The sequence below is a fragment of the Pseudomonas sp. GD03862 genome (assembly GCF_029840855.1).
Lineage (GTDB): Bacteria > Pseudomonadota > Gammaproteobacteria > Pseudomonadales > Pseudomonadaceae > Aquipseudomonas > Aquipseudomonas alloputida.
Genome location: NZ_JAOCDI010000033.1, coordinates 15,544 through 41,411, shown reverse-complemented (window position 1 = coordinate 41,411; position 25,868 = coordinate 15,544). Strand labels below are relative to the sequence as shown.

Here is a 25,868-nt window from a genome sequence, read left to right as displayed (position 1 = left end):
TCATGCGCCCCCTCGAACAACTGGAACAGATCGATCGACAGATCGGTGACCTGCTCGACGGCCTTCCGACCCTCGACCCTCAATACCCCATTAACCCCGACACACGCACCTGGCTGCACGGCGAACTGGCCAGCTTCTGGACCACGGCCGATGAGCATGGTGAAACCCCCAAACAAAAGCTGCTGGCACTGCGCAAAGCGCTGATGCTGGCCGAGGTTGAACTGCGCCTGGGCGACGAGACCTTGGGCTACCGCTCAGCCGATCAACTATGGGCCTGCCTGCAACAGCCACTACCCTCCCAGCGCAGGCATATGCCCCTGGCCAAAAGGCCACAGGTCTACCGCGTTCTGCTGGAAGGCCTACGGCCCAACTGGCGCAGCTACCTGCCAGGCACACTGATCATCGTTGCCGGTACCGCCGAAGGCCCTATGCTCACGCCTCAGGATGCCGCAGGCGCTGCCTTGCTGTGCAGCCTGTCACAAGGCATAGAGGCCTTCGACTCCCTTGCCGCACTGCATTTGGAGCTTTGCGAACGCCTGGAAGCCCCCCTCCAGAGCAGACCGCTGCTGCAGCTGTACTCTGACGCGCAGGCAGACCGCGCTCGCCGGTCACAGCGCCTGCGCTATGACTGGTACGCCGACAGCCTGCTGGAGGCCCAGATCGACAGTGCGATAGAAGCCCAACGCCAACGCTTGAGTGACACCGGCTTGTGGAGCAACGCCTCACCCGACCAGCACACCCGAATACATAAAGCCCTGGCGCTATGGCACGAAGTCGGCGCCAAGCCCATCCTGCAAACACGCTACTCCCAACTGCTTGAGAAGCACCTGCCCAACTGGCTGCGCAATACATCTGCGCAAGGCCTGAGCCATATGATGCAGGCCATGCAAACGCTGGTGGCAATCGCCGAGCAGGCTGCTGCCCCGGGAGTGCTGAGCCTTGACGACTTCAAGCAACGCAATAGCCTGCTGGCCTGGGCCAACGCACGCCTTCGCGAGCGCCTGAGCCATGACCTGGGGTACGACACAGATCCTCGCGAGATCAAGATCGTGGTCGTACGCGCCCGCCGCACGGGCGCCATCATGCATCCCTTCGCCCTCTCATCCTATGTCACCTATGCAGGCATGCGACGCGTGGGCCACGAGATGGTGGAGATGGTCGAGGAAATCAACACCCTCGAAGAGATCGCCCTCAAGAACTTGCCGTGGTTCGATACCGACTACTGGCTGACTGCCCGGGTGATCCATGCCCACGGCAAAGCCATGCCCGCCGGGCTCACGCCGCAGTATGTCAAGCACATGGTCCGGGAACTGAACGTGGGTGACAGCTACGCAAAGTACCTGCACACCCAACTGATCAGTTCCAGAGCAGGCAAATGGCGCCTGACTGCGCACAGCAAGGTCAACCATGCACGCATGCACGCTGAAGCCGTGAAGGCGCGCTACGCCGGACACTTTGGCGAAGACCCTTTCGAACATGGCTACAACTGGGTGCGCGCAGTGCTGGACCAACCACACAATGCCTTGCGTGCGCCAGTAGCAGGCTACCCGGTCACTGTTCGGCAGTTGAACATCATGGGCCACACCCTGCAGGGCGTGCTTCTGCTCAACAGCCTCCCCTACAAGTCTCCGGCATGCGTACTGTACACCCCGGATGCCCCGGACCGCAGGGCCTGGCGCCGTTTTCGCACGACCCGCGAACTGCTTCGCACATTGCGCCAACAGCCCACGTTGAGAGCATACGTAGCCCAGCGCCTGCCATTGCTGCCTGCCGCCACGGTGCAGCGGCTGCTGGAGAAGGGTCGCATGAGCACACATTTGACGACACCCGAGATCCAGAACGACCTGTTCTTCGTCTACTACATGGCCGAGGCCCGGGCACTGATTGCCCAGGCCGACGCCGACAGCATGACGACCAGGGAAGTGAATACGGAATCGGTCATGGCGTTGAGCTGGCGCTTGCTGGACTTCATCAGCCTGCTGCTGCCGAACCGGGCGCTGCTGGTGCTGTCGATCGGCCGCATGGCAATCGATATCTGGGACGGCGCCGAGGCCTTCAAGCAAGAGGATGTCGAGGGGGTGATGCGGCATGCCTATCAGGCGCTTAGCCACCTCAACGATGCGGGTACCAGTTTCATGGGTTCCAGAGTGCTACGCCGATCCCTGCGCGGGATCCCCAAACCACCGCCACTGCCGCTGCCCGCACGCCTCCAGGTACAACCGGGCAGCGGCAGCCTGCGCTATCGCATAGACGGTATCTACGGTGAAGGTGTCTACGAGCAAAGCTCGGCGTTTGGTGGGCAATCGCTGTACTTCGTCAAGGACAACGACAACCGCTATTACCGGGTCAGCTTCGACGGCTACCGCTGGCGAGCCATCGACCCTGACCAGCCAGATGCCTATCTGCAGCAACCGCTCAAGCGCAAAGCCGACGGGCAGTGGGTCATCGACTCACCGGTGCTCTGGTACGACGGGCTGCCCGACCTGAAGCAATTACTGCAGGACTGCTATCTACAAACGCCTGTGGCCGGCCTGCCGGTAAACATCGAACAAGGGCTTTTTCAGGCTGACGATCAGCTGTACCTGGCGCTCGAGGACGGGCAGTTGCCTGTGCGCCGCCACCTGCTACCGGATCATTACCACTTGCAGATTGCCGTTGCCAGCAACGCCGGGGTGGTGCCGTGGGCGGTGCTGCGCCACGAAAACGGCCAGTGGCTGATACGCGTTCGCCAGGCAGGGCGCAGCAGTGACTGGCTGACACTGCCAGATCAACCACCGCCGGCCCACTGACAGCCGGAACCGGCGGCCTCAGTCGACCAGTTTCGGCAACAGCCGGTCCAGTCGCTGATGCAAGGCACTGCCATTGGGCCAGTTGCGCAGCAGCCGTGCCCGGTCACGGGCATAGGCCGGGGCGAAGCTGAGCTGGGTGGCGTGCTGGCACATGGCATCGAGGTCGATCAGCGACCACTGGCCGTTGTGCCAGAACAGGTTATGGCCTTTGAAGTCGCCGTGGCTGATGCGCTCTCGAATCAGCTGCTGCATCACGTGCACCAAAGCATCCACCTGCTCCTCGGGCGCATCGCCGCTTTCGACGTAGGGCGCGAAGCATGCCGTCAGGTCCGGGCCGTCGACATACTCGGTGACCAGGTAAGCACGGCTGCGCAGGCCCAGCACCCGCTGTTCCAGCACCGCGAGGGGGCGTGGCGTGGCGATGTCGAGGAATTCAAGGCGGTTGCCTTCAATCCAGGAATGCCAGGCCCGGCTCGGGCGCCAGAAGCGCTTGAACCAATGTGCGGTGTTCTTGATGTTGTAGCGCTTGATCACCAACTGGCGACCATTGACCTCGATGCGCGCCACGCTGGCAGCGCCACCGGTCTTGTACAAATGGCCCTTGTCGATCAGCGCATCGGCCTGCTCCAGTACAGGCTGCATGGCCTCGACCTCACTGCGGCGGATCGCCTGCAAGCCCGAGAGGGTGCGCTGGACGCTGAACAGGCTGCACTCGCGGCCAGCCTTGTCCAGATAGTCCTTCTGGCGCCAGTTGCGCACCTTGTCCACCTGTTTCTGCAGCGCTTCCAGCGGCAAGGCATGCTCGGCATTGGCCAGCAGGTAATGCACCAGCAGCTCTTCGATGAACGGCTCCAGGCGCTTGGGCAACTGGGCGAAGAACACCCCGAGGTTTTCCAGCACGCGTGGACGCGACAACTGCTGACCGGGTGTTTCCGCCCTGATGCCCGCACCGTCGATCAGGTACAGCTTGTCGGCATGGCGCAGCAGGTTGTCCAGGTGCAGGTCTTCCTGCCAAAGGCCTCGGGCGTGCATGTGCGCCACAGCCGTGAGCGCTTCGCCCAGTACCAGGTGCTGCTCGTCCGCCAGCACTGGCAGGTTTTCCACTGCGGCCCAGGCATCGGCCAGGCTTTGGGCACCGTCAAGGAACTCGAACAGCAGCCAGCCGCCCTCGCCTTCCTTGAGGCCGTCGGCCAGTAGCGTCGGTGTGGTCAGGCCTTGTTCGGCCAGCAACTTCACACCCTGCAGTTCGCGCTGGAAATGCCGCGCGGCGTTACCCCCGACCAGCAACTTCGCCAGCACCGGTGTGCCACGCCAGACACCAGCGCCCACATAACGCTGGCCCGGCAGCACGCGCAGCAGGCTGAGCAATTGCAAGTCGGCGCTGCCGGCGGCATCAACCAACGTGATACTCAGGGGCAGCGCCGGGCTGCGCCCGGCATCCTTCAGTTCAGACAAACGCATCAGCGGGCCTCTTTTTCACGACGGCGTTGCGTCAGCCGTTGCAGCCAGGTGTCGACCAGCGCGCCGTCAGCCGGCTGCCCCAGGTAGGTAGCCAGCAAAGTACGTACATCCTGCACGCGCCAGGCCTGCGCGCGGCGCAGCAGCGGTTCCAGGTCCTTGAGGCGGTCACGCATGCCGAACAGCAGCGGCCGGGTCTTTTCCAGGTCGATCAATTGCGCGTCCCAACCCTCGCGGCGTTGACGCAGGAAAATGTGCTTGGGGTAGAAGCAGCCATGCACCTGGCCGGCGCTGTGCAGGGTACGCGCCAGCTGACCGCAGGCCTGCAGGATGCCAGTGCGCTCGGCTTCACCCAACCGCGGCCACTGCGCCAGCAGGCTGTCGAGGTCGGCCCACTCGTCCAGAGCGCGGGTCATCAGGATGGCCCGGTGCTTGCCGCCCTGCTTGCGCTCGCCGTAGAACACCGCCTGCAATGCCGGAATGCGCAGCTTCTGGTAGCGACTGATGTTACGGAATTCGCGGGCGAAGGTGGGCTCGCCGAACGGCCGGTGCAAGGTACGGGTCAGGTAGTCGCTCTGGCGCTTGAGGTAGTAGCCCTTGCCTTCGAGTTCCAGACGGAAGACGCTGCTCCAGCCACCACGGCCGGTGTTGGGTTCGTCCACAGCATCAAGTTGCAGCGCCCACAGCGCCTCGAAGTTGTCCAGGCCATGGCGCTTGAGCAGCGCGAGTTCCGCGCTGGCCAGGTAATCGGTCATTCCCTTCCCTCGAAAAAGCCCAGCACCCGATGAATGCGCTTCTTGTCACGCACATTCAGGCGGTCGCGGCCACGGTATTGCAGGTAGAAGCGCAGGCGCTGGGTAGCTGACAGGTGGTATTTGGCCACTTTGTCCAGGCATGCCAGGTCCTTGATCATCCGGTGGCGCCACATGAAACCACGCCAGAAGTCGCCGGTAGGGCAGTCGATGAAGAATAGCGTGCCTTGGTCATCGACCAGCAGGTTGCGCCACTTCAGGTCGTTATGGGCAAAGCGGTGTTCGTGCATGACCCGGGTATGGCGCGCCAGTTGACGGCTGACATGGTCGACCCAGGCGCGGTCGGCCAAGCGCGCATCGTTGTGTTCGGCCAGGGCCGACAGGTCTTCGGTGCGCGGCAGTTCACGGGTGATCATCGCGCCACGGCCAAAGGCCAGGCCGTTGCGCTCCAGGCCCCAGGCCACGACTTCGGCAGTGGGGATACCCCATTTGGCGAACTGCTTGAGGTTTTGCCATTCGGCCTTGATGCGTGGCCGCCCCAGGTACCGGCGCATGTGCTTGCCGGCCCCGGTGTAGCGCTTGACGTAGTAGTTGATCCCGTCACGCTCGATGCGTACCACTTCACTGAGCGGGTCGCGGGTCAGCCGTTCGCCCTGGAGGGCGAACACCGCGTCGAGGCTGCCGAAGTCCGCCGCCAGGTGTTCGTACCCCGGCGCCAGTGTCCAACTCGCCATCAGAGTGCATCCCCATAGCGTTGCTTGCGATCGTAGAGTTTCTGGGCCTTGCGCTCCAGCCAGGCGAGCAGCGCGGCTTCGTCCTTCAGCACCTGCCGCAGCGGACGCTGGAAGTAACCACGCAGGAAGCGCAGCTTGTCGCGTTGGGTCAGGCCGATGTCCAGGGCCGAAAAGTACAGCGCAGCCAGGTCTTTGTCGCGCCAGCGGCGGCTGATTCTGGCACGGGTTTGCGCACGGTGCAGGTCGATCACCGACAGCTTGAAGTCATCCGCCGTCACCGGTCGGTCGGTGTGCAACAGGAAATGGCAGATGTAGCAATCGCGGTGGTTGACCCCGGCGCGGTGCATGCCGCCGGTCATCTTCGCCACCTCGGCGATAAGTGCACGCTTCAGGCGCGGCTCGGGCGGCTGTTTGACCCAGTCGATGCTGAAGTCTTCCAGGCTGATGGTCGGCGCCAGCTCTTCGGTGATGATGAACGAGTGCTGCGCGGCCGGGTTGCTGCCACGCTCGCCGTAGGCGACTGCGGTCATGGTCGGCACGCCCACTTCATGCAGGCGTTGGATCGCCCGCCATTCCTGGCCGGCCCCGAGCACCGGCAACTTGGCGGTGAACAGGTTCTTGAAGATCTCGCCCCAGCCGATGCCACGGTGGATCTTGACGAAAAAGCCCTCGCCAGCCACTTCGGTGCGCAGCGTGCGGCGCCCTTCCAGCTCGCGATAGACCTCGCCTTGCAGCGCCTCCACGGCGTCGAAGGCATCACGCCCGGCCCACAGGCGTTTGAAGGGTTCGGCCAATATCAGCTTCATGCGGTCTTTTGCCCCAGGATCACGTCGGCAGCATGCTGCGGCATGCTGTACAGATCGGCGCTATCAGCAAATGCCAGGCCATTGCGCGACCAGCTGGCACGCGCCTGCGGGTCTTCGAGCATGCGCTGCAGATAGCCGTTGAGCTGATCTTGTTCGAACGGCTCGTCCAGCACCAGGCCGCTGTCGGCCTCGGCAATGTAGTGGGCATAACCGCACACCTTGGACACCAGCACCGGCAAGCCGGCGACCAACGCTTCGAGCAGCACCGTACCGGTATTCTCGTTGTACGCCGGGTGAATCAGCAGGTCGGCGCCCAGCAGGAAGCGCGGGATATCGCTGCGGCCCTTGAGGAACTGCACCTGGTCGCCCAGGCCCAGGGTAGCGCTTTGCAGCTGGAATACCTTGGGGTCGTCCTGGCCGATCACCATCAGCCTGGTGCGTTTGCGCAGGGCTGACGGCAGCGCGGCCAGTGCCTTGAGGCTGCGGTCCACACCTTTGGTCTTGAAGCCTGAGCCAATCTGCACCAGCAGCAGGTCGTCATCCCCCAGGTTGAATTCCTTGCGGAACTCGGCGCGGATCTCGGCGGCATTGGCCGGCGCACGGCGATCCTGGGAAATGCCTGGCGGCAGGAGGTGGAAACGTTCTACCGGGGTGCCGTAATGCTTGATGAACAGCGGCTGCTGCACTTCGGAAATCATCAGCACTTCGGTATGGGCGTCCTTGGCAAACACCGCACGCTCGTACTCGGCAAAGTGCCGGTAGCGGCCCCAGCGGCGGTACAGCCCACCGCGCAGGGTCTGCGCCTTGTCTTCGAAGCAGCCGTCGGCGGCGTAGTACACGTCCAGCCCTGGCATCTTGTTGAAGCCGATCAGGCGATCGACCGGGCGCTTGGCCAGGTCGGCGGCCATCCAGGCGCTGAGCTTCTCGTTGCGGCGGTGGTTGAAAATCGCCTTCACCGGCGCCACCAGCACTTCGAAGCCCGGCGGAATGTCACCCTCCCAGATCAGCGTATACACACGGATCTGGTGGCCCCGCTTCTGGCATTCCAGGGCAATGCGCATGAAATCGCGCTGCAGCCCGCCGAAGGGGAAATATTTGTAAAGCACGAAAGCCAGTTGCATCAACGGACATCCTCAGCCAGCAGCAACGCGCTCAAGCGGCTCGCCACATGCTCGGGATTCAGGCGAGTGAAGCACAGCGGCCACTCGCGTTTCAGATCGAACCGGCGCAGGTCGTCGGCGCTCGGTTTGTAGGTGCACTTCTTCTGCAGGCAGGGAGCGCAAGGCCAGTCACTGGCCTGGTGAATCTGGGTCCGTCCGTAGGCGCCAGTCAGGCCCGGATTGGTAGGGCCAAACAGCGAAAGGGTGGGCACATCGAGTGCCGCCGCCAGGTGGCCAAGGCCGGTATCGACCGCCACGCAGGCCTTTGCCGCCGCCAGAACACGAGCGACGCCGGCAAGGTTCAATTTGGGGAGCACCTGGCAGTTGTTCAAGCCTTGGGCAATTCGCTCGGCCCGCGCCTTCTCAGCCGGATTACCCCAGGGCAGGCGCACTTCCAGCTTGCGCCGGCCCATGCGCTCGGCCAGTTCGCGCCAGTAGGCTTCGGGCCAGTGCTTGGTCGCCCAGGTGGTGCCATGCAGGAACACCACATAGGGTGCAGCTGGCGGCAGTTGCAGGCGGTCGAGGTCCAGGCCGTAGTTGCCGATGCCTTCTGGCAGGTCATAAGCCAGGGCCATGGCAAACAGTTGGCGCACCCGCTCCACCGCGTGCTGGCCGGTAGCGACCGACAGAGGCCGGTCGTAGAAGCGGCTGGCCCAGCCTTCGCGCGCCGAGTAGCGGTCCAGGCCGGCTACGGGTGCCTTCACGTAACGGGTCAACCAGGCCGACTTGACCAGGCCCTGGGCGTCGATCACAAGGTCATACTTGCGCTCGCGCACGCGCTGCTTGAACGCCTTCCACTCGCCACTCTTGATGGTTTGCCAGAGGTTCTTGCGCCAGCGACGGATCGCCACCGGGATGACCTGGTCGACCGCAGGGTGCCAACCGGGGATTTCGGCGAAGCCTTCTTCCACCACCCAATCGAAACGGATGCCGGGAATGGCATGGGCGGCATCGGTAAGCGCCGGCAGGGTGTGGATTACGTCCCCCAGCGACGAGGTCTTGATGATCAGTACCCGCACTTAGTCGACCTCGGCCACGGTATCGATCAGGTCCGGTCCGCTGAGGCTGTGCAGGGCGGCGATCACTTTGCCCGGTTCCAGCAGACGCAGGCAATTGTAATGGCCGAAGCGACAGGTGCGGTCAAAGCACGGGCTGCACTCGATACCGGTGCGCACCACTTCCACCTGTTCGGCCAGGGGCGGGGTGAAGCCGGGTGAAGTCGAGCCGTACACCGCCACCAATGGACGGTTCAGCGCAGCGGCCACGTGCATCAGGCCGGAGTCGTTGGACACCACGGCATGGGCGCAAGACATCAGGTCGATGGCCTCGGCCAGCGAGGTCTCACCGGCCAGGTTGTACGACTCTTCACGGAGCCCCGGAATCAGCCGGTCGCGGATCTGCTCACCGACCGGGTGATCGTTCTTCGAGCCAAACAGCCACACTTGCCAGCCTTGGCGAATCATCGCATCGGCCACAGCGGCATAGTGCTCTGCCGGCCAGCGCTTGGCTTCGCCAAACTCGGCGCCAGGGCACAGCGCCAGTACCGGACGGTCCAGTTCCAGGCCGAACTTGGCCAGGGCGGCGTCACGGCTTTGCGCTTCGATCTGCAGGTTGGGGCGGGGGTATGGCTGCGGCAGCTCGGTGTCGGGCGCATAAGCCAGGGCCATGAAGCGCTCGATCATCAGCGGGTAGCGGGCCTTGTCCAGCTTGCGCACATCGTTCAGCAGGCCGAAGCGCATTTCACCACGCCAGCCGGTGCGTTTGGGAATGCCGGCAAAAAAGGGCACCAGCGCCGACTTGAGCGAATTGGGCAGCAGGATGGCCTGGTCGTACTGGCCGGCCAGGGACTTGCCGATGCGCCGCCGCGTGGCCAGTTCCAGCGCACCGTGGCCGAGCGGGAAGCTCAAGGCCTGGCGCACTTCAGGCATGCGCTCGAGGATCGGCCGGCTCCATTCAGGGGCCAGCACGTCGATCACGCAGTCGGGGTGCTGCTGTTTCAGGCACTGGAACAGGGTCTGCGCCATCACCATGTCGCCGACCCAGCTGGGGCCAATGATCAGTATTCTCATGCTTAGTCCAGAAACGCTCGGGGAGGCTACAGGCTGCGGTACAGCCTGGCCTCCCCTCTTTATATTCAGGCTATGTGGCGGACAGTGTACCACTCACATGGCCTATTCGCGGGCAAGCCCGCTCCCACAGGGATTGCACACTGCTCAGGGCCTGTGCAGTACATGTGGGAGCGGGCTTGCCCGCGAATAAGCCAACACGGTATCAGCTTAAACCCAACTCACCCCAGATCCGCCGCACTTCACGGCGTTCATCGGCAAACTGCGCCGCATCGATCACCCCGGCCTCCTTCTGCAGGGCCTGGCGGTGGGAGGCCGAGCGGAACGCCTTGTACACTTCACGCAACAGCACCGCGTCACTGGCCGGCATCAAGTTCGCCTGCTCCAGCTCTTCCAGAATGCGGATGTTATCGGTCCATCGAAGTATGGCCGGATGGTCATGGGACCAGGCCAAAGCGGCGTATTGCACCATAAATTCGATATCGACGATACCGCCGGCATCCTGCTTGATATCGAAGGGTACACCGGCGTCGAAGGCGTTCGCCGCAGTACCGGCAGCCGTAGCCTTGGTACCGAGGTTGTCACGCATCTTGGCGCGCATTTCACTCACCTCGCCGCGCAGTTTTTCCAGGTCGCGGGCCTGGCCCAGTACCTTGGCACGCACACCTTCGAATGCCGCCCCCACCTGCTTGCAACCCACCAGCACACGGGCCCGTACCAGCGCCTGGTGTTCCCAGGTCCAGGCTTCGTTCTGCTGGTAGCGCTCGAAGGCGCCCAGCGAGCTGACCAGCAGGCCCGAGGCGCCGGACGGGCGCAGGCGCATATCCACGTCGTACAGTTGGCCCGAGTTGGTCTGGGTGGTCAGCAGGTGGATGATGCGCTGCCCCAGACGCGTGAAGAACTGCGCGCTGTCGATAGGCTTCGCACCGTCGGTTTCCGCCTGCGGATCGCCGTCATGGATGAAGACCAGGTCCAGGTCCGAACCGTGGCCTAGCTCCAGGCCGCCCATCTTGCCGTAACCGATGATGATGAAACCCGGGTCGCACAGGCTGCCGTCGCTGCGCTTGGGTTGGCCGTGGCGGGCCACGGTCTGGCGCCAGGCCAGGGCCAGCACCTGGTCGAGGATGGCTTCAGCCAGCCAGGTCAGGTAGTCGCTGACTTTCATCAACGGCAGGTTGCCGCTGATTTCCGAGGCGGCCACGCGCAGGCTGTGGGCCAGCTTGAAATGGCGCAGCGCCTCCATCTGCTGCTCCAGGTCGTCCTCGGGGATGCGAGTCAGGCGCTCGCGCAGCTCGCTGGCCAGTTCTGGCGCCAAGGGCGGGCTGAACAAGCGGCCCTCATTGAGCAGTTCGTCGAGCAGCAGCGGGTAAAGGGCAATCTGCTCGGCAATCCACGGGCTGGCGGCGCACAGCGTCAGCAAACGGCGCAAGGCACCGGGGTTTTCGGTCAGCAGTACCAGGTAGGCCGAACGCCGTGCCACAGCCTCGACCAATGGCAACACCCGCTCAAGCACCAGGTCAGGGTTGTCATGCTCCACCGCCTGGGCCAACAGCCGTGGGATGAATGCGTCAAGTCGCTCACGGCCGATGCGCTGCATCGAGCGCAACTGCGGGCTGGAACGCAGCCCGGCCAGGCGCCGCAAGGCTTCGGCGGGTTGCTTGAAGCCAGCCTCTTGCAATTGCCGGCCAGCGGCTTCTTCATCCTGCGCCTGCTCCCACAACGGCGACCACTCGCCACCCACCACCAGTTCGCCTTCGCCGTCTTCATCATCCGGGTCGGCAATGACCTGGCGGAAATGCCAGTCGATACGGCCACGCCAGTACATCAACTGGTCGTGGAAGCTCTGCCAGTCGGCAAAACCGAGCACGTAGGCCACGCGTGCCTGATCGGTCTCACCTTCCGGCAACATTTGCGTCTGGCGGTCGGCAATGGCCTGGATGGCGTGCTCGGTATAGCGCAGGAACTCATAACCCTCGCGCAACTCGGCCACCACTGCTGGCGGCAGGTAGCCTTGGCCTTCCAGGGTGGCCAGCACCTTGAGCAACGGCCGCTGCTGCAGGCTGAGGTCACGCCCGCCGTGGATCAGCTGGAAGGCTTGGGCGATGAACTCTACTTCGCGAATACCACCGGCACCCAGCTTGATGTTCTCGGCCATGCCCTTGCGCCGCACTTCCTGCTGGATCAGCTGCTTCATGGTGCGCAGCGCTTCGATTGCGGAAAAGTCCAGGTAGCGGCGGTACACGAACGGGCGCAGCATCTCCTGCAACTGCGCGCCGGCCGCCTGGTCGCCGGCCACCACCCGCGCCTTGATCATCGCGTAACGTTCCCAGTCACGGCCCTGGTCCTGGTAGTACTGCTCCAGTGCATTGAAGCTGAGCACCAGGGCACCCGCCGAACCATAGGGACGCAGGCGCATGTCAACGCGGAACACAAAGCCGTCGACGGTAACCGGGTCCAGTGCCTTGATCAGCCTTTGGCCCAGGCGCGTGAAGAACTCCTGGTTGTCCAGCGAGCGCTTCACCCCTTCGGTTTCACCTCCCTCGGGGAAACCGAAGATCAGGTCGATGTCCGACGACAGGTTAAGCTCTACCGCTCCCAGCTTGCCCATGCCCAGCACCACCATGTGCTGCGGCTGGCCGCTGCGGTTGCCGATGGGCGTGCCGAATTGCTGGCAATGGCGCGGGTACAGCCATTGGTAGGCTTCGTCGATGGCCGCATCGGCAAGGTCCGACAGGTCACGGCAGGTTTCGCCAAGTTCCGCCTGACGGGTAATGTCGCGCCAGATAATGCGCAGCTGCTGGCGGTTGCGCGCGCGGCGCAGATTGCGCGCCAGCTCGTCCTCGCTCTGTGCCGCCTGGGCTGTTGCGGCGATTTGCCCGCGCAGCTCACCCGGGGCGTAACGCCGCTCCAGCTCGCCGCTGGCCAGCAGGGCGAACAGCATCGCGGGCTCGCGCTGGGCCAAACTGAGTACGAATTCACTGGCAGCAGCCACCTGATCGAACTGCTGCCGGTGCAGCGGGCTCCAGGCCTGCAGGTCGAGTTCGGGGTGGCCGGCCACGGCATCGCTGATGAACTGCTGGTTGCGAGTGACCAGCGGCTGCAAGGTGGCAGGCAGATCGGAGGGCAAAGGTAGGCGCATGGTCTATCCTTGATCGGCGTGAAATAGAGGGGAAAAAGCGGCCAAGGGGAAGCCGGACCACGGTTGGACTGTCGTACAAAAGTTGGAAATAGCTGAAAAAAACGAAAACTTGGCAACAAACATCAAGAACCACCCGTTCGCGACACAATGCCAACCAACATGAACGTTTTTCCTCACAAGCCAAGGTGCGACCAAACGTCGCACAAATGTAGTTTTACTACTACTCGTGTCGTGTAAAAGCATGAAATGCGAAAGCAAATGTAGTAAAACTACAACGCGCCGGAAGACACCCCGGTAATCCAAGAATTCACGACGTCTGCCCATAAGGCCAGTCGCAATCTCAGGCAATCGATTCTGGTTGCCTTTCCGCCCTGGAGCAAGCCATGCAAGACCTCGATCCAATCGAAACCCAGGAATGGCTGGATGCCCTGGAGTCGGTCCTCGACAAAGAAGGCGAAGACCGCGCTCATTACCTGATGACCCGTATGGGCGAGCTGGCCACCCGTAGTGGCTCCCAGCTGCCATATGCGATCACCACGCCATACCGCAACACCATCCCTGTCACCCACGAAGCACGCATGCCTGGCGACCTGTTCATGGAACGCCGCATTCGCTCGATGGTGCGTTGGAACGCGCTGGCCATGGTCATGCGTACCAACCTGAAAGACTCGGACCTGGGCGGACACATCTCTAGCTTCGCCTCCAGTGCCACCCTGTACGACATCGGCTTCAACTACTTCTTCCAGGCCCCTACCGAAGAACACGGCGGCGACCTGGTCTTCTTCCAGGGCCACGCATCGCCAGGCGTCTACGCCCGTGCCTTCATGGAAGGCCGCATCAGCGAAGACCAGATGAACAACTTCCGTCAGGAAGTGGACGGCAACGGTCTGTCTTCGTACCCACACCCATGGTTGATGCCTGACTTCTGGCAGTTCCCGACCGTTTCGATGGGTCTGGGCCCGATCCAGGCGATCTACCAGGCACGCTTCATGAAGTACCTGGAAGCTCGTGGCTTCATCCCGGCCGGCAAGCAGAAGGTCTGGTGCTTCATGGGCGACGGTGAGTGCGACGAGCCGGAATCCCTGGGTGCAATCGCCCTGGCCGGCCGCGAGAAGCTGGACAACCTGATCTTCGTCATCAACTGCAACCTGCAGCGCCTCGACGGCCCGGTTCGCGGCAACGGCAAGATCATCCAGGAACTCGAAGGCGTGTTCCGTGGCGGTGGCTGGAACGTCAACAAAGTCGTCTGGGGCCGTTTCTGGGACCCACTGCTGGCCAAGGACACCAACGGTGCCCTGCAGCGCCGCATGGACGAAGTCATCGACGGCGAATACCAGAACTACAAAGCCAAAGACGGCGCGTACGTTCGCGAGCACTTCTTCAACACCCCGGAACTCAAGGCCATGGTCGAAGACCTGTCCGACGAAGAGATCTGGAAGCTCAACCGTGGCGGTCACGACCCGTACAAGGTCTACGCGGCGTATCACCAGGCTGTTAACCACAAAGAGCAGCCGACCGTCATCCTGGCCAAGACCATCAAGGGTTACGGCACCGGTGCTGGCGAAGCCAAGAACACCGCGCACAACACCAAGAAGGTCGACGTCGACAGCCTGCGTCACTTCCGTGACCGCTTCGACATCCCGGTCAAGGATGCCGACCTGGAGAACCTGCCGTTCTTCAAGCCGGAAGAAGGTTCTGCCGAAGCCAAGTACCTGGCCGAGCGCCGTGCTGCCCTGGGCGGTTTCGTGCCACAGCGCCGTGCCAAGAGCTTCAGCGTGCCGACCCCGCCACTGGAAACGCTGAAAGCGATCCTGGACGGCTCGGGCGACCGCGAAATCTCCACCACCATGGCCTTCGTGCGTATTCTGGCGCAGCTGGTCAAGGACAAGGACATTGGCCAGCGCATCGTCCCGATCATCCCGGACGAAGCCCGTACCTTCGGTATGGAAGGCATGTTCCGCCAGTTGGGCATCTACTCGTCGGTCGGCCAGCTCTACGAGCCAGTCGATAAAGACCAGGTGATGTTCTACCGCGAAGACAAGAAGGGCCAGATCCTCGAGGAAGGCATCAACGAAGCCGGCGCCATGTCGTCGTTCATCGCTGCCGGTACCTCGTACAGCTGCCACAACCAGCCGATGCTGCCGTTCTACATCTTCTACTCGATGTTCGGTTTCCAGCGTATTGGCGACCTGGCCTGGGCCGCTGGCGACAGCCGCACCCGTGGCTTCCTGATCGGCGGTACCGCCGGCCGTACCACCCTCAACGGTGAAGGCCTGCAGCACGAAGACGGTCACAGCCACATGATGGCGGGCACCATCCCGAACTGCCGCACCTACGATCCGACCTACGGCTACGAGCTGGCGGTGATCATCCAGGACGGCATGAAGAAGATGACCGAAGAGCAACAGGACATCTTCTACTACATCACCGTGATGAACGAATCCTACCAGCAGCCAGCCATGCCGGCCGGTGTCGAGGAAGGCATCATCAAGGGCATGTACCTGCTGGAAGAGGACACCCGCGAAGCTGCACACCACGTACAGCTGATGGGCTCCGGCACCATCCTGCGCGAAGTCCGCGAAGCCGCGAAGATCCTGCGTGAAGAGTTCAACGTCGGTGCCGACGTGTGGAGCGTCACCAGCTTCAACGAACTGCGCCGCGACGGCCTGGCCGTGGAACGCGCCAACCGCCTGAAGCCTGGCCAGAAGCCACAGCAGACCTACGTCGAGCAGTGCCTGAACGGTCGCAAAGGCCCGGTCATCGCCTCTACCGACTACATGAAGCTGTTCGCCGAGCAGATTCGTCAGTGGGTACCGAGCAAAGAGTTCAAAGTCCTGGGTACCGACGGTTACGGTCGCAGCGACAGCCGCAAGAAGCTGCGTCACTTCTTCGAAGTCGACCGCCACTTCGTGGTGCTGGCTGCCCTGGAAGCCCTGGCTGACCGTGGCGAGATCGAACCCAAGGTTGTCGCAGACGCTATCGTCAAGTTCGGTATCGACCCGGACAAGCGCAACCCACTGGACTGCTGAGGAGTATTTTTAAGTGAGCGAACTCATTCGCGTACCTGACATCGGCAGCGGTGAAGGTGAAATCATCGAGCTGTTCGTCAAGGTCGGTGATCGTATCGAGGCTGACCAGAGCCTGCTGACCCTGGAGTCCGACAAGGCCTCCATGGAAATTCCGGCGCCCAAGGCTGGCGTGATCAAGGAACTGAAGGTCAAGCTGGGCGACCGCCTGAAAGAAGGCGACGAACTGCTGGTCCTGGAAGCCGAGGGCGCCGCTGCTGCGGCCCCTGAGGCACCGGCTGCTGCCGCTGCTCCAGCTCAGGCTGCTGCGCCGGCTCCGGCCGCCGAAGCTGCCCCTGCTCCGGCAGCAGCCCCGGCTGCCGCCAGCGTGCAGGACATCCACGTGCCGGACATCGGTTCGTCGGGCAAGGCCAAGATCATCGAAGTGCTGGTCAAAGTCGGCGACACCGTCGAAGCCGACCAGTCGCTGATTACCCTGGAGTCCGACAAGGCTTCCATGGAAATCCCGTCGCCGGCCGCCGGCGTGGTCGAAGAAGTGCTGTGCAAGCTGGAAGACGAAGTCGGCACTGGCGACCTGATCTTCAAGCTGAAAGTGGCGGGTGCCGCCCCGGCTGCCGCGCCGGCACCGGCTGCTGCTCCTGCACCAGCCAAGGCTGAGGCTGCTCCGGCTGCCGCACCTGCTGCTGCAGCCCCGGCTGCTGCCCCTGCACCGGCTGCTACCGCACCGGCCGCTGGCAGCAATGCCAAGGTTCACGCAGGCCCTGCTGTTCGTCAGCTGGCCCGTGAATTCGGTGTCGAGCTGGGTGCAGTTGCTGCCACCGGCCCGCACGGTCGCATCCTGAAAGAAGACGTGCAGGTCTACGTCAAGGCCATGATGCAGAAGGCCAAGGAAGCGCCGGCAGCCGCCGGTGCGACCGGTGGTGCTGGCATCCCGCCGATCCCTGCCGTGGACTTCAGCAAGTTCGGTGAAGTGGAAGAAGTGGCCCTGACCCGCCTGATGCAGGTCGGTGCTGCCAACCTGCACCGCAGCTGGCTCAACGTGCCGCACGTGACTCAGTTCGACTCTGCCGACATCACCGAGCTGGAAGCCTTCCGCGTTGCGCAGAAGGCCGTGGCCGAGAAGGCTGGGGTGAAGCTGACCGTGCTGCCACTGCTGCTCAAGGCCTGCGCCTTCCTGCTCAAGGAACTGCCGGACTTCAACAGCTCGCTGGCGCCAAGCGGCAAGGCCATCATCCGCAAGAAGTACGTGCACATCGGCTTCGCCGTGGACACCCCGGACGGCTTGCTGGTCCCTGTGATCAAGAACGTCGACCAGAAGAGCCTGCTGCAACTGGCTGCCGAAGCCGCTGCACTGGCCGAGAAGGCGCGCACCAAGAAGCTGTCGGCTGACGAGATGCAAGGCGCTTGCTTCACCATCTCCAGCCTCGGCCACATTGGCGGCACCGGCTTCACGCCGATCGTCAATGCGCCGGAAGTGGCTATCCTGGGCGTCTCCAAGGCGACCATGCAGCCAGTCTGGGATGGCAAGGCCTTCCAGCCAAAGCTGATGCTGCCGCTGTCGCTGTCCTACGATCACCGTGTGATCAACGGCGCTGCCGCCGCGCGCTTCACCAAGCGCCTGGGCGACGTGCTGGGCGATATCCGCACCATGCTGCTGTAAGCCAGCACACTGCCCCTCCTTGCGAGGGGCAGTACCCTTTTCGAGCTGCCACGCTCGTACCTCAACCCCGTCGATTGGCGGGGCTTTTTTTGCCTGGGAAAAGCTGGGAGGGCTTCGCCCTCCTTTCGCGACACAAGGCCGCAAAGCGGCCCCAAAATCTCCAGCCAAACTACAGAATCGGCCACGTCAGCCGATAACCTGTCCACAGCATCAAGCATGGCCGCTTGCCAGCCCTCGGGACATGATGCAACCTTGCCAAATCCGCCGCAGCCACAAGGCAGCGTTCCCTCTTCAAGCGAGTCTTCGATGAAAAGCCAACCCGATGCCGCCAGCCGTGTGGCGGCCGAGGTCGTGACACAGTTACCCGTGCCCTCGCGGCTCGGCATGCTGCGTTTCGAAAGGCTCAACGAAGCCACCTGGGCCATGCTCTACCTTGACCCAGCCTGTGAGCGCCAGTTCGGCCTGAAAACCGGCGAGCTGTGTGCCCTGATTGACGCGCCCTACGCCAGCCTGATGGAACCCGAAGCACGCTACCGGCTGCACGACGAGATCCAGTTGCAACTGGCACAGCGCGGCTACTACCGCGTGCGCTACACCCTGCACACACCGAGCACCTCGCTGCGCCTGCTGGAAGCGGGTGAAGCCTACAAGCAACACAACCGCCAGCTGTTGCGCGGCTACCTGAGCGTGCTCGACGACCAGCAGGAAGAGACCGGCGAAACCGGCGCCAGCGACCTGGAATCACGCAACAACCGCCTGCAGCTGGCCCTGCAGCTGAACCAGCGCACGCAGCAAGAACAGCTGGAGCACCTGGAGCGGGTGCGCGGCCAGCAGGACCTTATCCTGCGCCTCGCCCGCCATCGCTACAGCGCGGGTAACTCGCTGCTCGAAGCGGCCCAGCTGATCACCCAGAGCGCCTGCGAAATCTACAAGGTCGACTGCGCCAGCATCTGGCACCTGGAAGACCAACGCCTGGAACCGATCATCGCCTGGTACCGCGACGCACAGGAGCACCGCCAGCCCGAAGCCATCGATGCCAGCCGCTTCCCCGACTACCTGGATGCACTGCACGCAAGCCGCGCCATCGACGCTCACAACGCCGGCCACGACCCGCGCACCCGCGCCCTGGCGCAAAGCATGCGCCCGGAAAACAAGGCCATGCTCGACGCCAGCATCCGTGTCGATGGCCAGGTGATCGGCGTGTTGTGCCTGGAGCAAAGCGGCCAGCCAAGGGCCTGGCAGTCGGACGAGATTGCCTTTGCCGGTGAGCTGGCCGACCAGTTCGCCCAAGTGATCACAAACCACAAACGACGGGCCGCGGCCAGCGCCCTGCACCTGTTCCAGCGTGCGGTCGAGCAGAGCGCCAGTGCCTTCCTGCTGGTGAACCGCGACGGCCGGGTGGAGTACGTCAACCCCAGCTTCACCGCCATCACCCAGTACAGTACCGACGAAGTGCAGGGCCGCCAGCTGGGTGAGCTACCGGCACTGGAGAACCTCAGCGAACTGCTGTTCGACTCGCCGTCGAGCCTGGCCATGGGCAACAGTTGGCAGGGCGAGTTCAAGAGCCGGCGCAAAAACCTGGAGCCGTACTGGGGCCAGCTGTCGATTTCCAAGGTGTACGGTGACAACCGTGAGCTGACCCACTACATCGGCATCTACGAAGACGTCACCCAGACCAAGCTGGCCCAGCAACGCATCGAACGCCTGGCTTACACCGACAACCTCACCAACCTGGGCAACCGCCCGGCGTTCATCCGCAGCCTGGACGAGCGCTTCGCCCGCGATGGCGAAAGCTCGATGTGCCTGCTGCTGGTGGACATCGACAACTTCAAGCGCATCAACGACAGCCTTGGCCACCAGACCGGCGACAAGCTGCTGATCAGCCTGGCCAGGCGTCTGCGCAACAGCCTGCACAGCGGTGGCATCCTGGCGCGCTTTGCCAGTAACGAGTTCGCCGTGCTGCTCGACGACACCAGCCTTGAAGATGGCCAAGGCGTTGCCCAGCAGTTGCTGTGTACCCTCGACAAGCCGATGTTCGTCGACAACCAGCTGATCAACGTCACCGCATCGGTAGGCCTGGCCTGTGCACCGTTGCACGGCGTCGACCCGGCCAGCCTGATGAAGAATGCCGGCCTTGCATTGCACAAGGCCAAGGCCAACGGTAAACACCAGGTACAGGTGTTTACCGAAGTGCTCAACGCCGAAGCCAGCTACAAGCTGTTCGTCGAGAACAACCTGCGCCGTGCCCTGACCCAGAATGAGCTGGACGTGTTCTACCAGCCCAAGCTGTGCCTGCGCAGCGGTCGCCTGCTGGGCCTGGAAGCGCTGCTGCGCTGGAACCACCCCGAACGCGGCATGATCCGCCCGGACCAGTTCATCAGCGTGGCCGAGGAAACCGGCCTGATCATCCCTATCGGCAAATGGGTGGTGCGCCAGGCGTGCTGCATGAGCCAGCAACTGCGCAAGGCCGGCCTGGGCAACCTGCATGTAGCCATCAACCTGTCGCCCAAACAGTTCTCCGACCCGGACCTGGTGGCGTCGATCAGCACCATCCTCAAGGAAGAAGCCCTGCCCCCGCACCTGCTGGAGCTGGAGCTGACCGAAGGCCTGCTGCTGGAAGCCAGCGAAGACACCCACCGCCAGCTGGACGAACTGAAGGCCCTGGGCCTGACCTTGGCCATGGACGACTTCGGCACCGGTTATTCGTCGCTGAGCTACCTGAAGAAGTTTCCGATCGACATCCTCAAGATCGATCGCAGCTTCATCAACGAAATCCCCGACAACCAGGACGACATGGAAATCACCTCGGCGGTGGTGGCCATGGCCCACAACCTGAAGCTGAAGGTGGTGGCCGAAGGGATCGAGACGCCAGAGCAGCTGGCGTTCCTGCGCCGTCACCGCTGCGACGTGGGCCAGGGTTACCTGTTCGACCGGCCGATTCCCGGGCGCGAGCTGGCCGAACGGCTGAAGCGCTATCCGCGTGGCCCGGTGGCCTGACAGCTGCGTAATCCTCGGGCACTATAGAAGCCATTCGGGCCCTTTCGCGGGCACGTCCGCTCCCACAGGAAACCACAACCTTTGGAACCTGTGCTGTACCTGTGGCAGCGGGCCTGCCCGCGAAGGCCCAAACCCCTACCCCACTGAATAAACACAGAGGAACGGCCATGGTCCTGCGTTCGGAAATCCTGGTGAACAAAAACGTCATGCCCACTGCGGAACAGGCCCTGCCTGGCCGCGACACGCCAATGAGCCTGCCCGAGTTCCACTACGTCTTCAAAGACACCCCACTGCTCGGCCCGTTCTTCGAAGGCGCCATCGACTTCGCCATCTTCGGCCTGGGCTGCTTCTGGGGCGCGGAGCGCCGCTTCTGGCAGCGTGAAGGTGTGGTCAGCACCGTGGTCGGCTACGCCGGCGGCTTCACCCCGCACCCTACCTACGAAGAAGTCTGCTCGGGCCTGACCGGCCACACCGAAGTGGTGCTGGTGGTGTTCGACAAGGACAAGGTCAGCTACCGCGAACTGCTGGCAATGTTCTGGGAGCTGCACAACCCCACCCAAGGTATGCGCCAGGGCAACGACATCGGCACCCAGTACCGCTCGGCCATCTACTGCACCAGCCCGGAACAGCTGGAACAGGCCAAGGCCAGCCGCGACGCCTTCCAGGCCGAACTGAGCAAGGCCGGCTTCGGTGAGATCACCACCGAAATCGACCAGGCACCGACCGTCTATTTCGCCGAGGCCTACCACCAGCAGTATCTCGCCAAGAACCCGGACGGCTACTGCGGCATCGGCGGCACCGGCGTGTGCCTGCCACCCAGCCTGCAAGGTAACTGAAGCATGAGCACGATGACCCTGTTCCACTCGCCGTTGTCGCCTTTCGTGCGCAAGGTCATGGTGGTGTTGCACGAGACCGGCCAGCTTGAGCGTGTGCAGCTGCAGCCGGTGAACATCAGCCCGGTGAGCGGCGACCCGCAGCTTAACCTGGACAACCCGATCGGCAAGATCCCGGCCCTGCGCCTGGAAGACGGCACCGTGCTGCATGACAGCCGGGTGATTTGCGAGTACCTCGACATGCAGCACGTAGGCCTGCCGCTGCTGCCACGAGAAGGCTCGGCGCGCTGGCGGCGCATGACCTTGGTATCACAGGCCGATGCGATCATGGATGCGGCGGTGTCGAGCCGTTATGAGAGCTTCCTGCGGCCAGAGGACAAGCGCTGGGATGGCTGGCTGCAGGCGCAGGGTGACAAAATCCGCCGGAGCCTGGCCAACCTGGAGCAGGAGCACTTGCCTGAGCTGATGTCCGGCTTCGACCTGGCGGCGATTGGCGTGGCCTGTGCGCTGGGCTATCTGGATTTGCGTCAGCCCGGGTTTGGCTGGCGTGAACACCAGCCTGGGTTGGCGGCGTGGTATGCCGAGGTGGTCAAGCGGCCGTCGATGGTCGCTACAGCGCCAGTGGCCTGACAGGGCCCCTTCGCGGGTGAACCCGCTCCTACAAGGTTCTCCACAGTGTTCGCTATCTGTGGTGGGCTTGTGGGAGCGGGCGTGCCCGCGAAGGCCTCACCTCGGTATCACAGGAAACAACAGCCCGATCCTGAGGGCCAACCAGCGCCCGATCTCTTTGTCCTCCCTCATGTCGCCCTCCCCACCCGTGCCCAGTCCAGCCGTCGGGTCAGCACCATGAACACCCCAAGCAAACCGAAACACAGCAACGACCCCATCAGCAGCGCATAGTCTTCGGCACTCAGCAGCCCGTAGAGCAGCGCGTACAACGCCGCCAAACCCGCTGCAAAACCCACCCCTCGCCCCAGACTGCGCAATACATGGCTCAGGTAGAAACCGATCAGCAGCACACAGGCTGAAGCCGACAGCCCATACGCCAAACCAAAGCCAATGTGCTCGGACAACGACAGCAGCAACAGATAGAAGAACGCCAGCGCCACGCCCACCAGGCTGTACTGCACCGGGTGCACACTCAGGTTCTTCATTACCTCGAACAGGAAGAAGCCGGCAAAGGTCAGGGCAATGAACAACAACGCGTATTTGATCGCCCGCTCGCTTTTCAGGTATTGGTCCACCGGGTCTATAAAACTCACGCCAAAGCTGCGCTCACTGAAATCTGTACACTGCCCGGCGTTAGCGCACTGGCGTATGGCATCCTCAAGGTTGGTGGCAAAGAACGAGGTTTGCCAATGGGCACTGAAGCCTTGAGCATCGATTTCGCGGCGGTTGGGCAAGTAGTTGCCGACGAAGCTCGGGTGTGGCCAGTTGGCGCGCATGTCCACGCTGCTGGTACGGCCCACGGGTACCACGTGCAACTGGCCGGTACCTTGCAACGCCAGGTCAAAGCCATAGCTGAACGCTCGCGCCTGTAACCCGTCCAGCCCCGGCAGGCTGGCGTGCACGCCGCCGCGCATCCAGTCGAGCTGGGTGCCGGGCTCGAACGGCACTTTTTGCTCGTCCATACTCAGCTCCAGACCACTTTCGATACCGCGGATATCACTGATGCCCACCACCAGGAACGGCTTGTCGAAGCGGTAGTCGTCAAAGTCCTTGTCGATGCCCCAATGCGCCGGGAGCTTGAAGCGGCCGCTGATACGGCCTTTGGTGTGAAACAACCGGGCCTGGTAGATGCCGCGGGCGCGCAGTTCGGTGTCCACACCCAGGTCGGCTTCGAAGGTTTCCGGCAGGAAGTACAGGTGGCCGGCGATCGTGCTGGTTTCCTGGGTACGCTCACCGTCCTTTTCGATCCAGCGGCGCTGGTACTTGCGGTACGGCACCACCAGCAACGGGCCGGTGAGTTGCTGATCGAAGCTGGTGCTCTGGGCAATATCGCGCAGCACGCCGTCGCGCATGGTCTGGCGGTCGTCGATCAGGCCGTTGATCAGCAGTAGCGGGATGAGCAACAGCAACATCAGCATGGCGATCATGCCGAGTTTGAAACCGAGGGTCTTGTTCATGTGGCCTCCTGTGGCAGTGGGCGCAGTGTCTGCGCCTTGCGTGGAGGCTTTGTGGAGCACGTGTGTGATTTACGTGTAATTGAGACTGCTGAGCAGCCCGGCTATCTCAGCTAATGCGCCGCAGCGGCAGCCACAACCGCACCCGTACCCCGCCATCGACGTTGTCCACCGCCAAGGCCCCGCCGTGCAGCTGCATCACCTCGGCCACGAAGTTCAGCCCCAGCCCGGTGCTCTTGCGCCCGCTCCCGGGCCGCGGCAGCGAGTAGAACCGCTCGCTGACCCGCCCAATGGCATAGGCCGGTATCGCTTGCCCTTGGTTGAACAAACTCAACGCCACGCGTTCGCCAGCGCGCTCCAGGTCGAACAGCAGCGTGCCCCCTTCCGGGGTGAAGTCCAGTGCGTTGTCGAGCAGGTTGGCCAACGCCTGGCGCATCAGAAACGGATCGCAAAGCAAGCGCAAAGTGGCAGGCACCCGCTGACGTACCTGCAAACGGGCGCCTTCGATCCGCGCCGCATGGGCCAGCAGCAACTCATCGACCAACGCCGCCAGCGCCACCTGCTGCTCGTCCTCCAGCGCCTGCATCTGCTCGACCCTGGCCAGGTTGAGCAGCCGCTCGATCATCTGCTGCAAACGCTCGCTCTCGCGCTCGATATTGCCGGCAAAGCGCGCCCGCTGATCAGCGGGCATGTCCTCGCCCTGCAACAGCTCGGAAGCACCGCGGATGGCCGCCAGCGGGCTTTTCAGCTCGTGAGTCAGGGTGTGCACGTAGCGCTCGACATAGGCCTTGCCTTCCAGCTGGGTGCGCATGCGTTCCACTGCCTGTGCCAGGTTCGCCAGCTCGCCGCCCTTGTAATGCGGAAGCTCCGCACGCTCACCTTCGCTGACCGCCTGCGCATAACCTGCCAACTTGCGCAGCGAGCGCGCAAGCCACCACGACAGAGCCGCGCCGATCAGCAAGCCCAGGCCGATCAGCCCCAGCCCCAGGGTGAGCAGGCGTCGCTCGGAGCGGTCGATGTAGGGTTGCAATGAGCTATTGGGCTTGGCGACGGTGACGACGCCGATGATCTTGCCGTTGTCGATGATCGGCGCGCCAACGTGCATCACCGAGGTGCTTTCGTCGTTGGGGTCGCTGCGGGTGGAGCGGGCGCCATACTGGCCACGCAGGGTCAGCAGCACGTCATTCCACTGCGAGTAATCCTTGCCCAGGGCCTCGCCGCTGGAGTCCAGCAACACGATGCCCTTGGCGTCAGTGACGTAGATGCGGTGGCTGACCTGGTTCTTGGCCAGCCCCCAGATCTGTGCGCCCGGGCTGCGCGAGCCGTAGGCCTCGAGCACCTCGGGCAGGCGGCCCTGGTTCAGGGTGCCGGCCTTGACGTCATCCCGCAGGATTTCTGCCAGCAGGTTGGCAGTGTCTACCAATGTTTCTTCGGAGGATTGGCGCACTACCGGGCGAATCTGTTCGCGTACGGTATTGAGCAAGAAGTAACCGGCCAAACCGACGAACAGGAAGTACACCAGGAAGATGCGAATACCCAAGCGCATCAGGCGTGCTCCGGGCTATAGCTGTAACCGAGGCCGCGATGGGTCTGGATCGGCTCGGCATCACCCGCTACCTGGCGCAGTTTGGCGCGCAGGCTCTTGATATGGCTGTCGATGGTGCGCTCATAGCCCACGTCGGAGGCCACGCCCAAAGCGTCGAGCAGCTGTTCGCGGCTGAACACCCGCTGCGGTTGTTCGAGCAGGCATTGCAGCAGGCGGAACTCATGCCGGGTCAGCGTGAGCGGCTGGCTGCGGTAGGTGATCTGCATGCGCAGGGTGTCGAGCTGGAACAAGGTGGTTCCGCCGGCAGCCTCGGCCCTCGGGGCCATGCGTTTGAGGATCGCCCGAACGCGCGCTGCCACTTCACGAGGGCTGAAAGGTTTTACCACGTAGTCATCGGCGCCGATTTCCAGGCCTACTACGCGGTCGATTTCACCGTCCCGGGCGCTGAGAAACATCACTGGCACCTCGGTGAACCGGCGCAGCTGGCGACAGGTTTCGAAGCCGCTGATGTCGGGCAGGCCGATGTCGAGAATGACCAGGTCGGCCGGGCGCTGGCGCTGCTGGTCGAGGGCGGCACTGCCCAGGGTTACCCACTCGGTGCTGTGACCATCGGCCTGCAAGGCGTAGACCAGGGTGTCGGCGATGGCGGCTTCGTCTTCGACGATGAGGATATGGGGCATGGCGTCCGGCCTTGCGGTTTTGAAGGTTGGCACATCTCAGTGTAGGAGCGGGCTTGCCCGCGAACACCGGCGAAACCGGTGCCTGACACCACATCATGT

General features: G+C 63.2%; 17 protein-coding genes. 6 read left to right on the top strand and 11 right to left on the bottom strand.

Annotated elements, in window-relative coordinates:
- Positions 1–2: 2 nt before the first annotated feature.
- Positions 3–2,789: a DUF6543 domain-containing protein gene (locus tag N5D53_RS19980; protein WP_104960641.1), complete on the top strand. Its 2,787-nt coding sequence runs from the start codon at positions 3–5 to the stop codon at positions 2,787–2,789.
- Between the two features lie 18 nt (positions 2,790–2,807).
- Here the strand turns inward: N5D53_RS19980 and N5D53_RS19975 are convergent, their stop codons facing one another.
- The 8 genes from N5D53_RS19975 to glnE form a co-directional block, all read right to left on the bottom strand.
- Positions 2,808–4,250 (bottom strand): lipopolysaccharide kinase InaA family protein, encoded by a 1,443-nt coding sequence (locus tag N5D53_RS19975; RefSeq protein ID WP_104960640.1) that lies wholly within the window; start codon positions 4,248–4,250, stop codon positions 2,808–2,810.
- On the bottom strand, positions 4,250–5,002 hold the full coding sequence (locus N5D53_RS19970; protein ID WP_104960639.1) for a lipopolysaccharide kinase InaA family protein: 753 nt from the start codon (positions 5,000–5,002) through the stop codon (positions 4,250–4,252). The genes N5D53_RS19975 and N5D53_RS19970 overlap by 1 nt, the downstream gene beginning before the upstream one ends.
- Positions 4,999–5,733 carry a lipopolysaccharide kinase InaA family protein gene (locus N5D53_RS19965; protein WP_014589406.1) on the bottom strand — a complete coding sequence of 245 codons (735 nt, stop codon included), beginning with the start codon at positions 5,731–5,733 and terminating at the stop codon, positions 4,999–5,001. The genes N5D53_RS19970 and N5D53_RS19965 overlap by 4 nt, the downstream gene beginning before the upstream one ends.
- Positions 5,733–6,539: a lipopolysaccharide core heptose(I) kinase RfaP gene (rfaP, locus tag N5D53_RS19960; RefSeq protein WP_010951697.1), complete on the bottom strand. Its 807-nt coding sequence runs from the start codon at positions 6,537–6,539 to the stop codon at positions 5,733–5,735. The genes N5D53_RS19965 and rfaP overlap by 1 nt, the downstream gene beginning before the upstream one ends.
- Positions 6,536–7,660, bottom strand: coding sequence for a glycosyltransferase family 4 protein (locus N5D53_RS19955; protein WP_003255647.1), 1,125 nt, complete (start codon positions 7,658–7,660; stop codon positions 6,536–6,538). Before N5D53_RS19955 ends, rfaP begins: the two co-directional genes overlap by 4 nt.
- Positions 7,660–8,718 carry a lipopolysaccharide heptosyltransferase I gene (gene waaC, locus N5D53_RS19950; RefSeq protein ID WP_020193129.1) on the bottom strand — a complete coding sequence of 353 codons (1,059 nt, stop codon included), beginning with the start codon at positions 8,716–8,718 and terminating at the stop codon, positions 7,660–7,662. The genes N5D53_RS19955 and waaC overlap by 1 nt, the downstream gene beginning before the upstream one ends.
- On the bottom strand, positions 8,719–9,768 hold the full coding sequence (gene waaF / locus N5D53_RS19945) for a lipopolysaccharide heptosyltransferase II (RefSeq protein ID WP_104960638.1): 1,050 nt from the start codon (positions 9,766–9,768) through the stop codon (positions 8,719–8,721).
- 202 nt (positions 9,769–9,970) lie between these two features.
- Positions 9,971–12,904, bottom strand: coding sequence for a bifunctional [glutamate--ammonia ligase]-adenylyl-L-tyrosine phosphorylase/[glutamate--ammonia-ligase] adenylyltransferase (gene glnE, locus N5D53_RS19940; RefSeq protein WP_010951694.1), 2,934 nt, complete (start codon positions 12,902–12,904; stop codon positions 9,971–9,973).
- Between the two features lie 383 nt (positions 12,905–13,287).
- On the opposite strand from glnE, the gene aceE reads away from it, so the two are divergent.
- From aceE to N5D53_RS19915, 5 genes are all read left to right on the top strand, one after another.
- On the top strand, positions 13,288–15,933 hold the full coding sequence (gene aceE / locus N5D53_RS19935) for a pyruvate dehydrogenase (acetyl-transferring), homodimeric type (RefSeq protein WP_003255651.1): 2,646 nt from the start codon (positions 13,288–13,290) through the stop codon (positions 15,931–15,933).
- Positions 15,934–15,946: 13 nt separating this feature from the next.
- The gene (gene aceF, locus N5D53_RS19930; protein ID WP_104886797.1) at positions 15,947–17,590 is read left to right on the top strand and encodes a dihydrolipoyllysine-residue acetyltransferase; all 1,644 of its coding nucleotides are present in this window, start codon (positions 15,947–15,949) and stop codon (positions 17,588–17,590) included.
- Between the two features lie 306 nt (positions 17,591–17,896).
- The gene (locus N5D53_RS19925) at positions 17,897–20,587 is read left to right on the top strand and encodes an EAL domain-containing protein (protein WP_104960636.1); all 2,691 of its coding nucleotides are present in this window, start codon (positions 17,897–17,899) and stop codon (positions 20,585–20,587) included.
- A gap of 167 nt (positions 20,588–20,754) precedes the next feature.
- Positions 20,755–21,423: a peptide-methionine (S)-S-oxide reductase MsrA gene (msrA, locus tag N5D53_RS19920; RefSeq protein ID WP_010951691.1), complete on the top strand. Its 669-nt coding sequence runs from the start codon at positions 20,755–20,757 to the stop codon at positions 21,421–21,423.
- A gap of 3 nt (positions 21,424–21,426) precedes the next feature.
- Positions 21,427–22,050, top strand: a complete 624-nt coding sequence (locus N5D53_RS19915; protein WP_104960635.1) for a glutathione S-transferase — start codon at positions 21,427–21,429, stop codon at positions 22,048–22,050.
- A gap of 167 nt (positions 22,051–22,217) precedes the next feature.
- Here N5D53_RS19915 and creD read toward each other — a convergent pair whose 3' ends face one another.
- The 3 genes from creD to creB form a co-directional block, all read right to left on the bottom strand.
- Positions 22,218–23,546 (bottom strand): cell envelope integrity protein CreD, encoded by a 1,329-nt coding sequence (gene creD / locus N5D53_RS19910; RefSeq protein ID WP_190869762.1) that lies wholly within the window; start codon positions 23,544–23,546, stop codon positions 22,218–22,220.
- Between the two features lie 106 nt (positions 23,547–23,652).
- Complete coding sequence (gene creC / locus N5D53_RS19905) at positions 23,653–25,089, bottom strand: two-component system sensor histidine kinase CreC (RefSeq protein ID WP_020192503.1); 1,437 nt, start codon at positions 25,087–25,089, stop codon at positions 23,653–23,655.
- Positions 25,089–25,769 (bottom strand): two-component system response regulator CreB, encoded by a 681-nt coding sequence (creB, locus tag N5D53_RS19900; protein ID WP_019437093.1) that lies wholly within the window; start codon positions 25,767–25,769, stop codon positions 25,089–25,091. Before creB ends, creC begins: the two co-directional genes overlap by 1 nt.
- Between the last annotated feature and the right edge of the window lie 99 nt (positions 25,770–25,868).

Coding starts and splice junctions, on each gene's coding strand:
- N5D53_RS19980 (WP_104960641.1), top strand. CDS start 3: ATGCGCCCCCTCGAACAACTGGAACAGATCGATCGACAGATCGGTGAC.
- N5D53_RS19975 (WP_104960640.1), bottom strand. CDS start 4,250: ATGCGTTTGTCTGAACTGAAGGATGCCGGGCGCAGCCCGGCGCTGCCC.
- N5D53_RS19970 (WP_104960639.1), bottom strand. CDS start 5,002: ATGACCGATTACCTGGCCAGCGCGGAACTCGCGCTGCTCAAGCGCCAT.
- N5D53_RS19965 (WP_014589406.1), bottom strand. CDS start 5,733: ATGGCGAGTTGGACACTGGCGCCGGGGTACGAACACCTGGCGGCGGAC.
- rfaP (WP_010951697.1), bottom strand. CDS start 6,539: ATGAAGCTGATATTGGCCGAACCCTTCAAACGCCTGTGGGCCGGGCGT.
- N5D53_RS19955 (WP_003255647.1), bottom strand. CDS start 7,660: ATGCAACTGGCTTTCGTGCTTTACAAATATTTCCCCTTCGGCGGGCTG.
- waaF (WP_104960638.1), bottom strand. CDS start 9,768: ATGAGAATACTGATCATTGGCCCCAGCTGGGTCGGCGACATGGTGATG.
- glnE (WP_010951694.1), bottom strand. CDS start 12,904: ATGCGCCTACCTTTGCCCTCCGATCTGCCTGCCACCTTGCAGCCGCTG.
- aceE (WP_003255651.1), top strand. CDS start 13,288: ATGCAAGACCTCGATCCAATCGAAACCCAGGAATGGCTGGATGCCCTG.
- N5D53_RS19925 (WP_104960636.1), top strand. CDS start 17,897: ATGAAAAGCCAACCCGATGCCGCCAGCCGTGTGGCGGCCGAGGTCGTG.
- msrA (WP_010951691.1), top strand. CDS start 20,755: ATGGTCCTGCGTTCGGAAATCCTGGTGAACAAAAACGTCATGCCCACT.
- N5D53_RS19915 (WP_104960635.1), top strand. CDS start 21,427: ATGAGCACGATGACCCTGTTCCACTCGCCGTTGTCGCCTTTCGTGCGC.
- creD (WP_190869762.1), bottom strand. CDS start 23,546: ATGAACAAGACCCTCGGTTTCAAACTCGGCATGATCGCCATGCTGATG.
- creC (WP_020192503.1), bottom strand. CDS start 25,089: ATGCGCTTGGGTATTCGCATCTTCCTGGTGTACTTCCTGTTCGTCGGT.
- creB (WP_019437093.1), bottom strand. CDS start 25,769: ATGCCCCATATCCTCATCGTCGAAGACGAAGCCGCCATCGCCGACACC.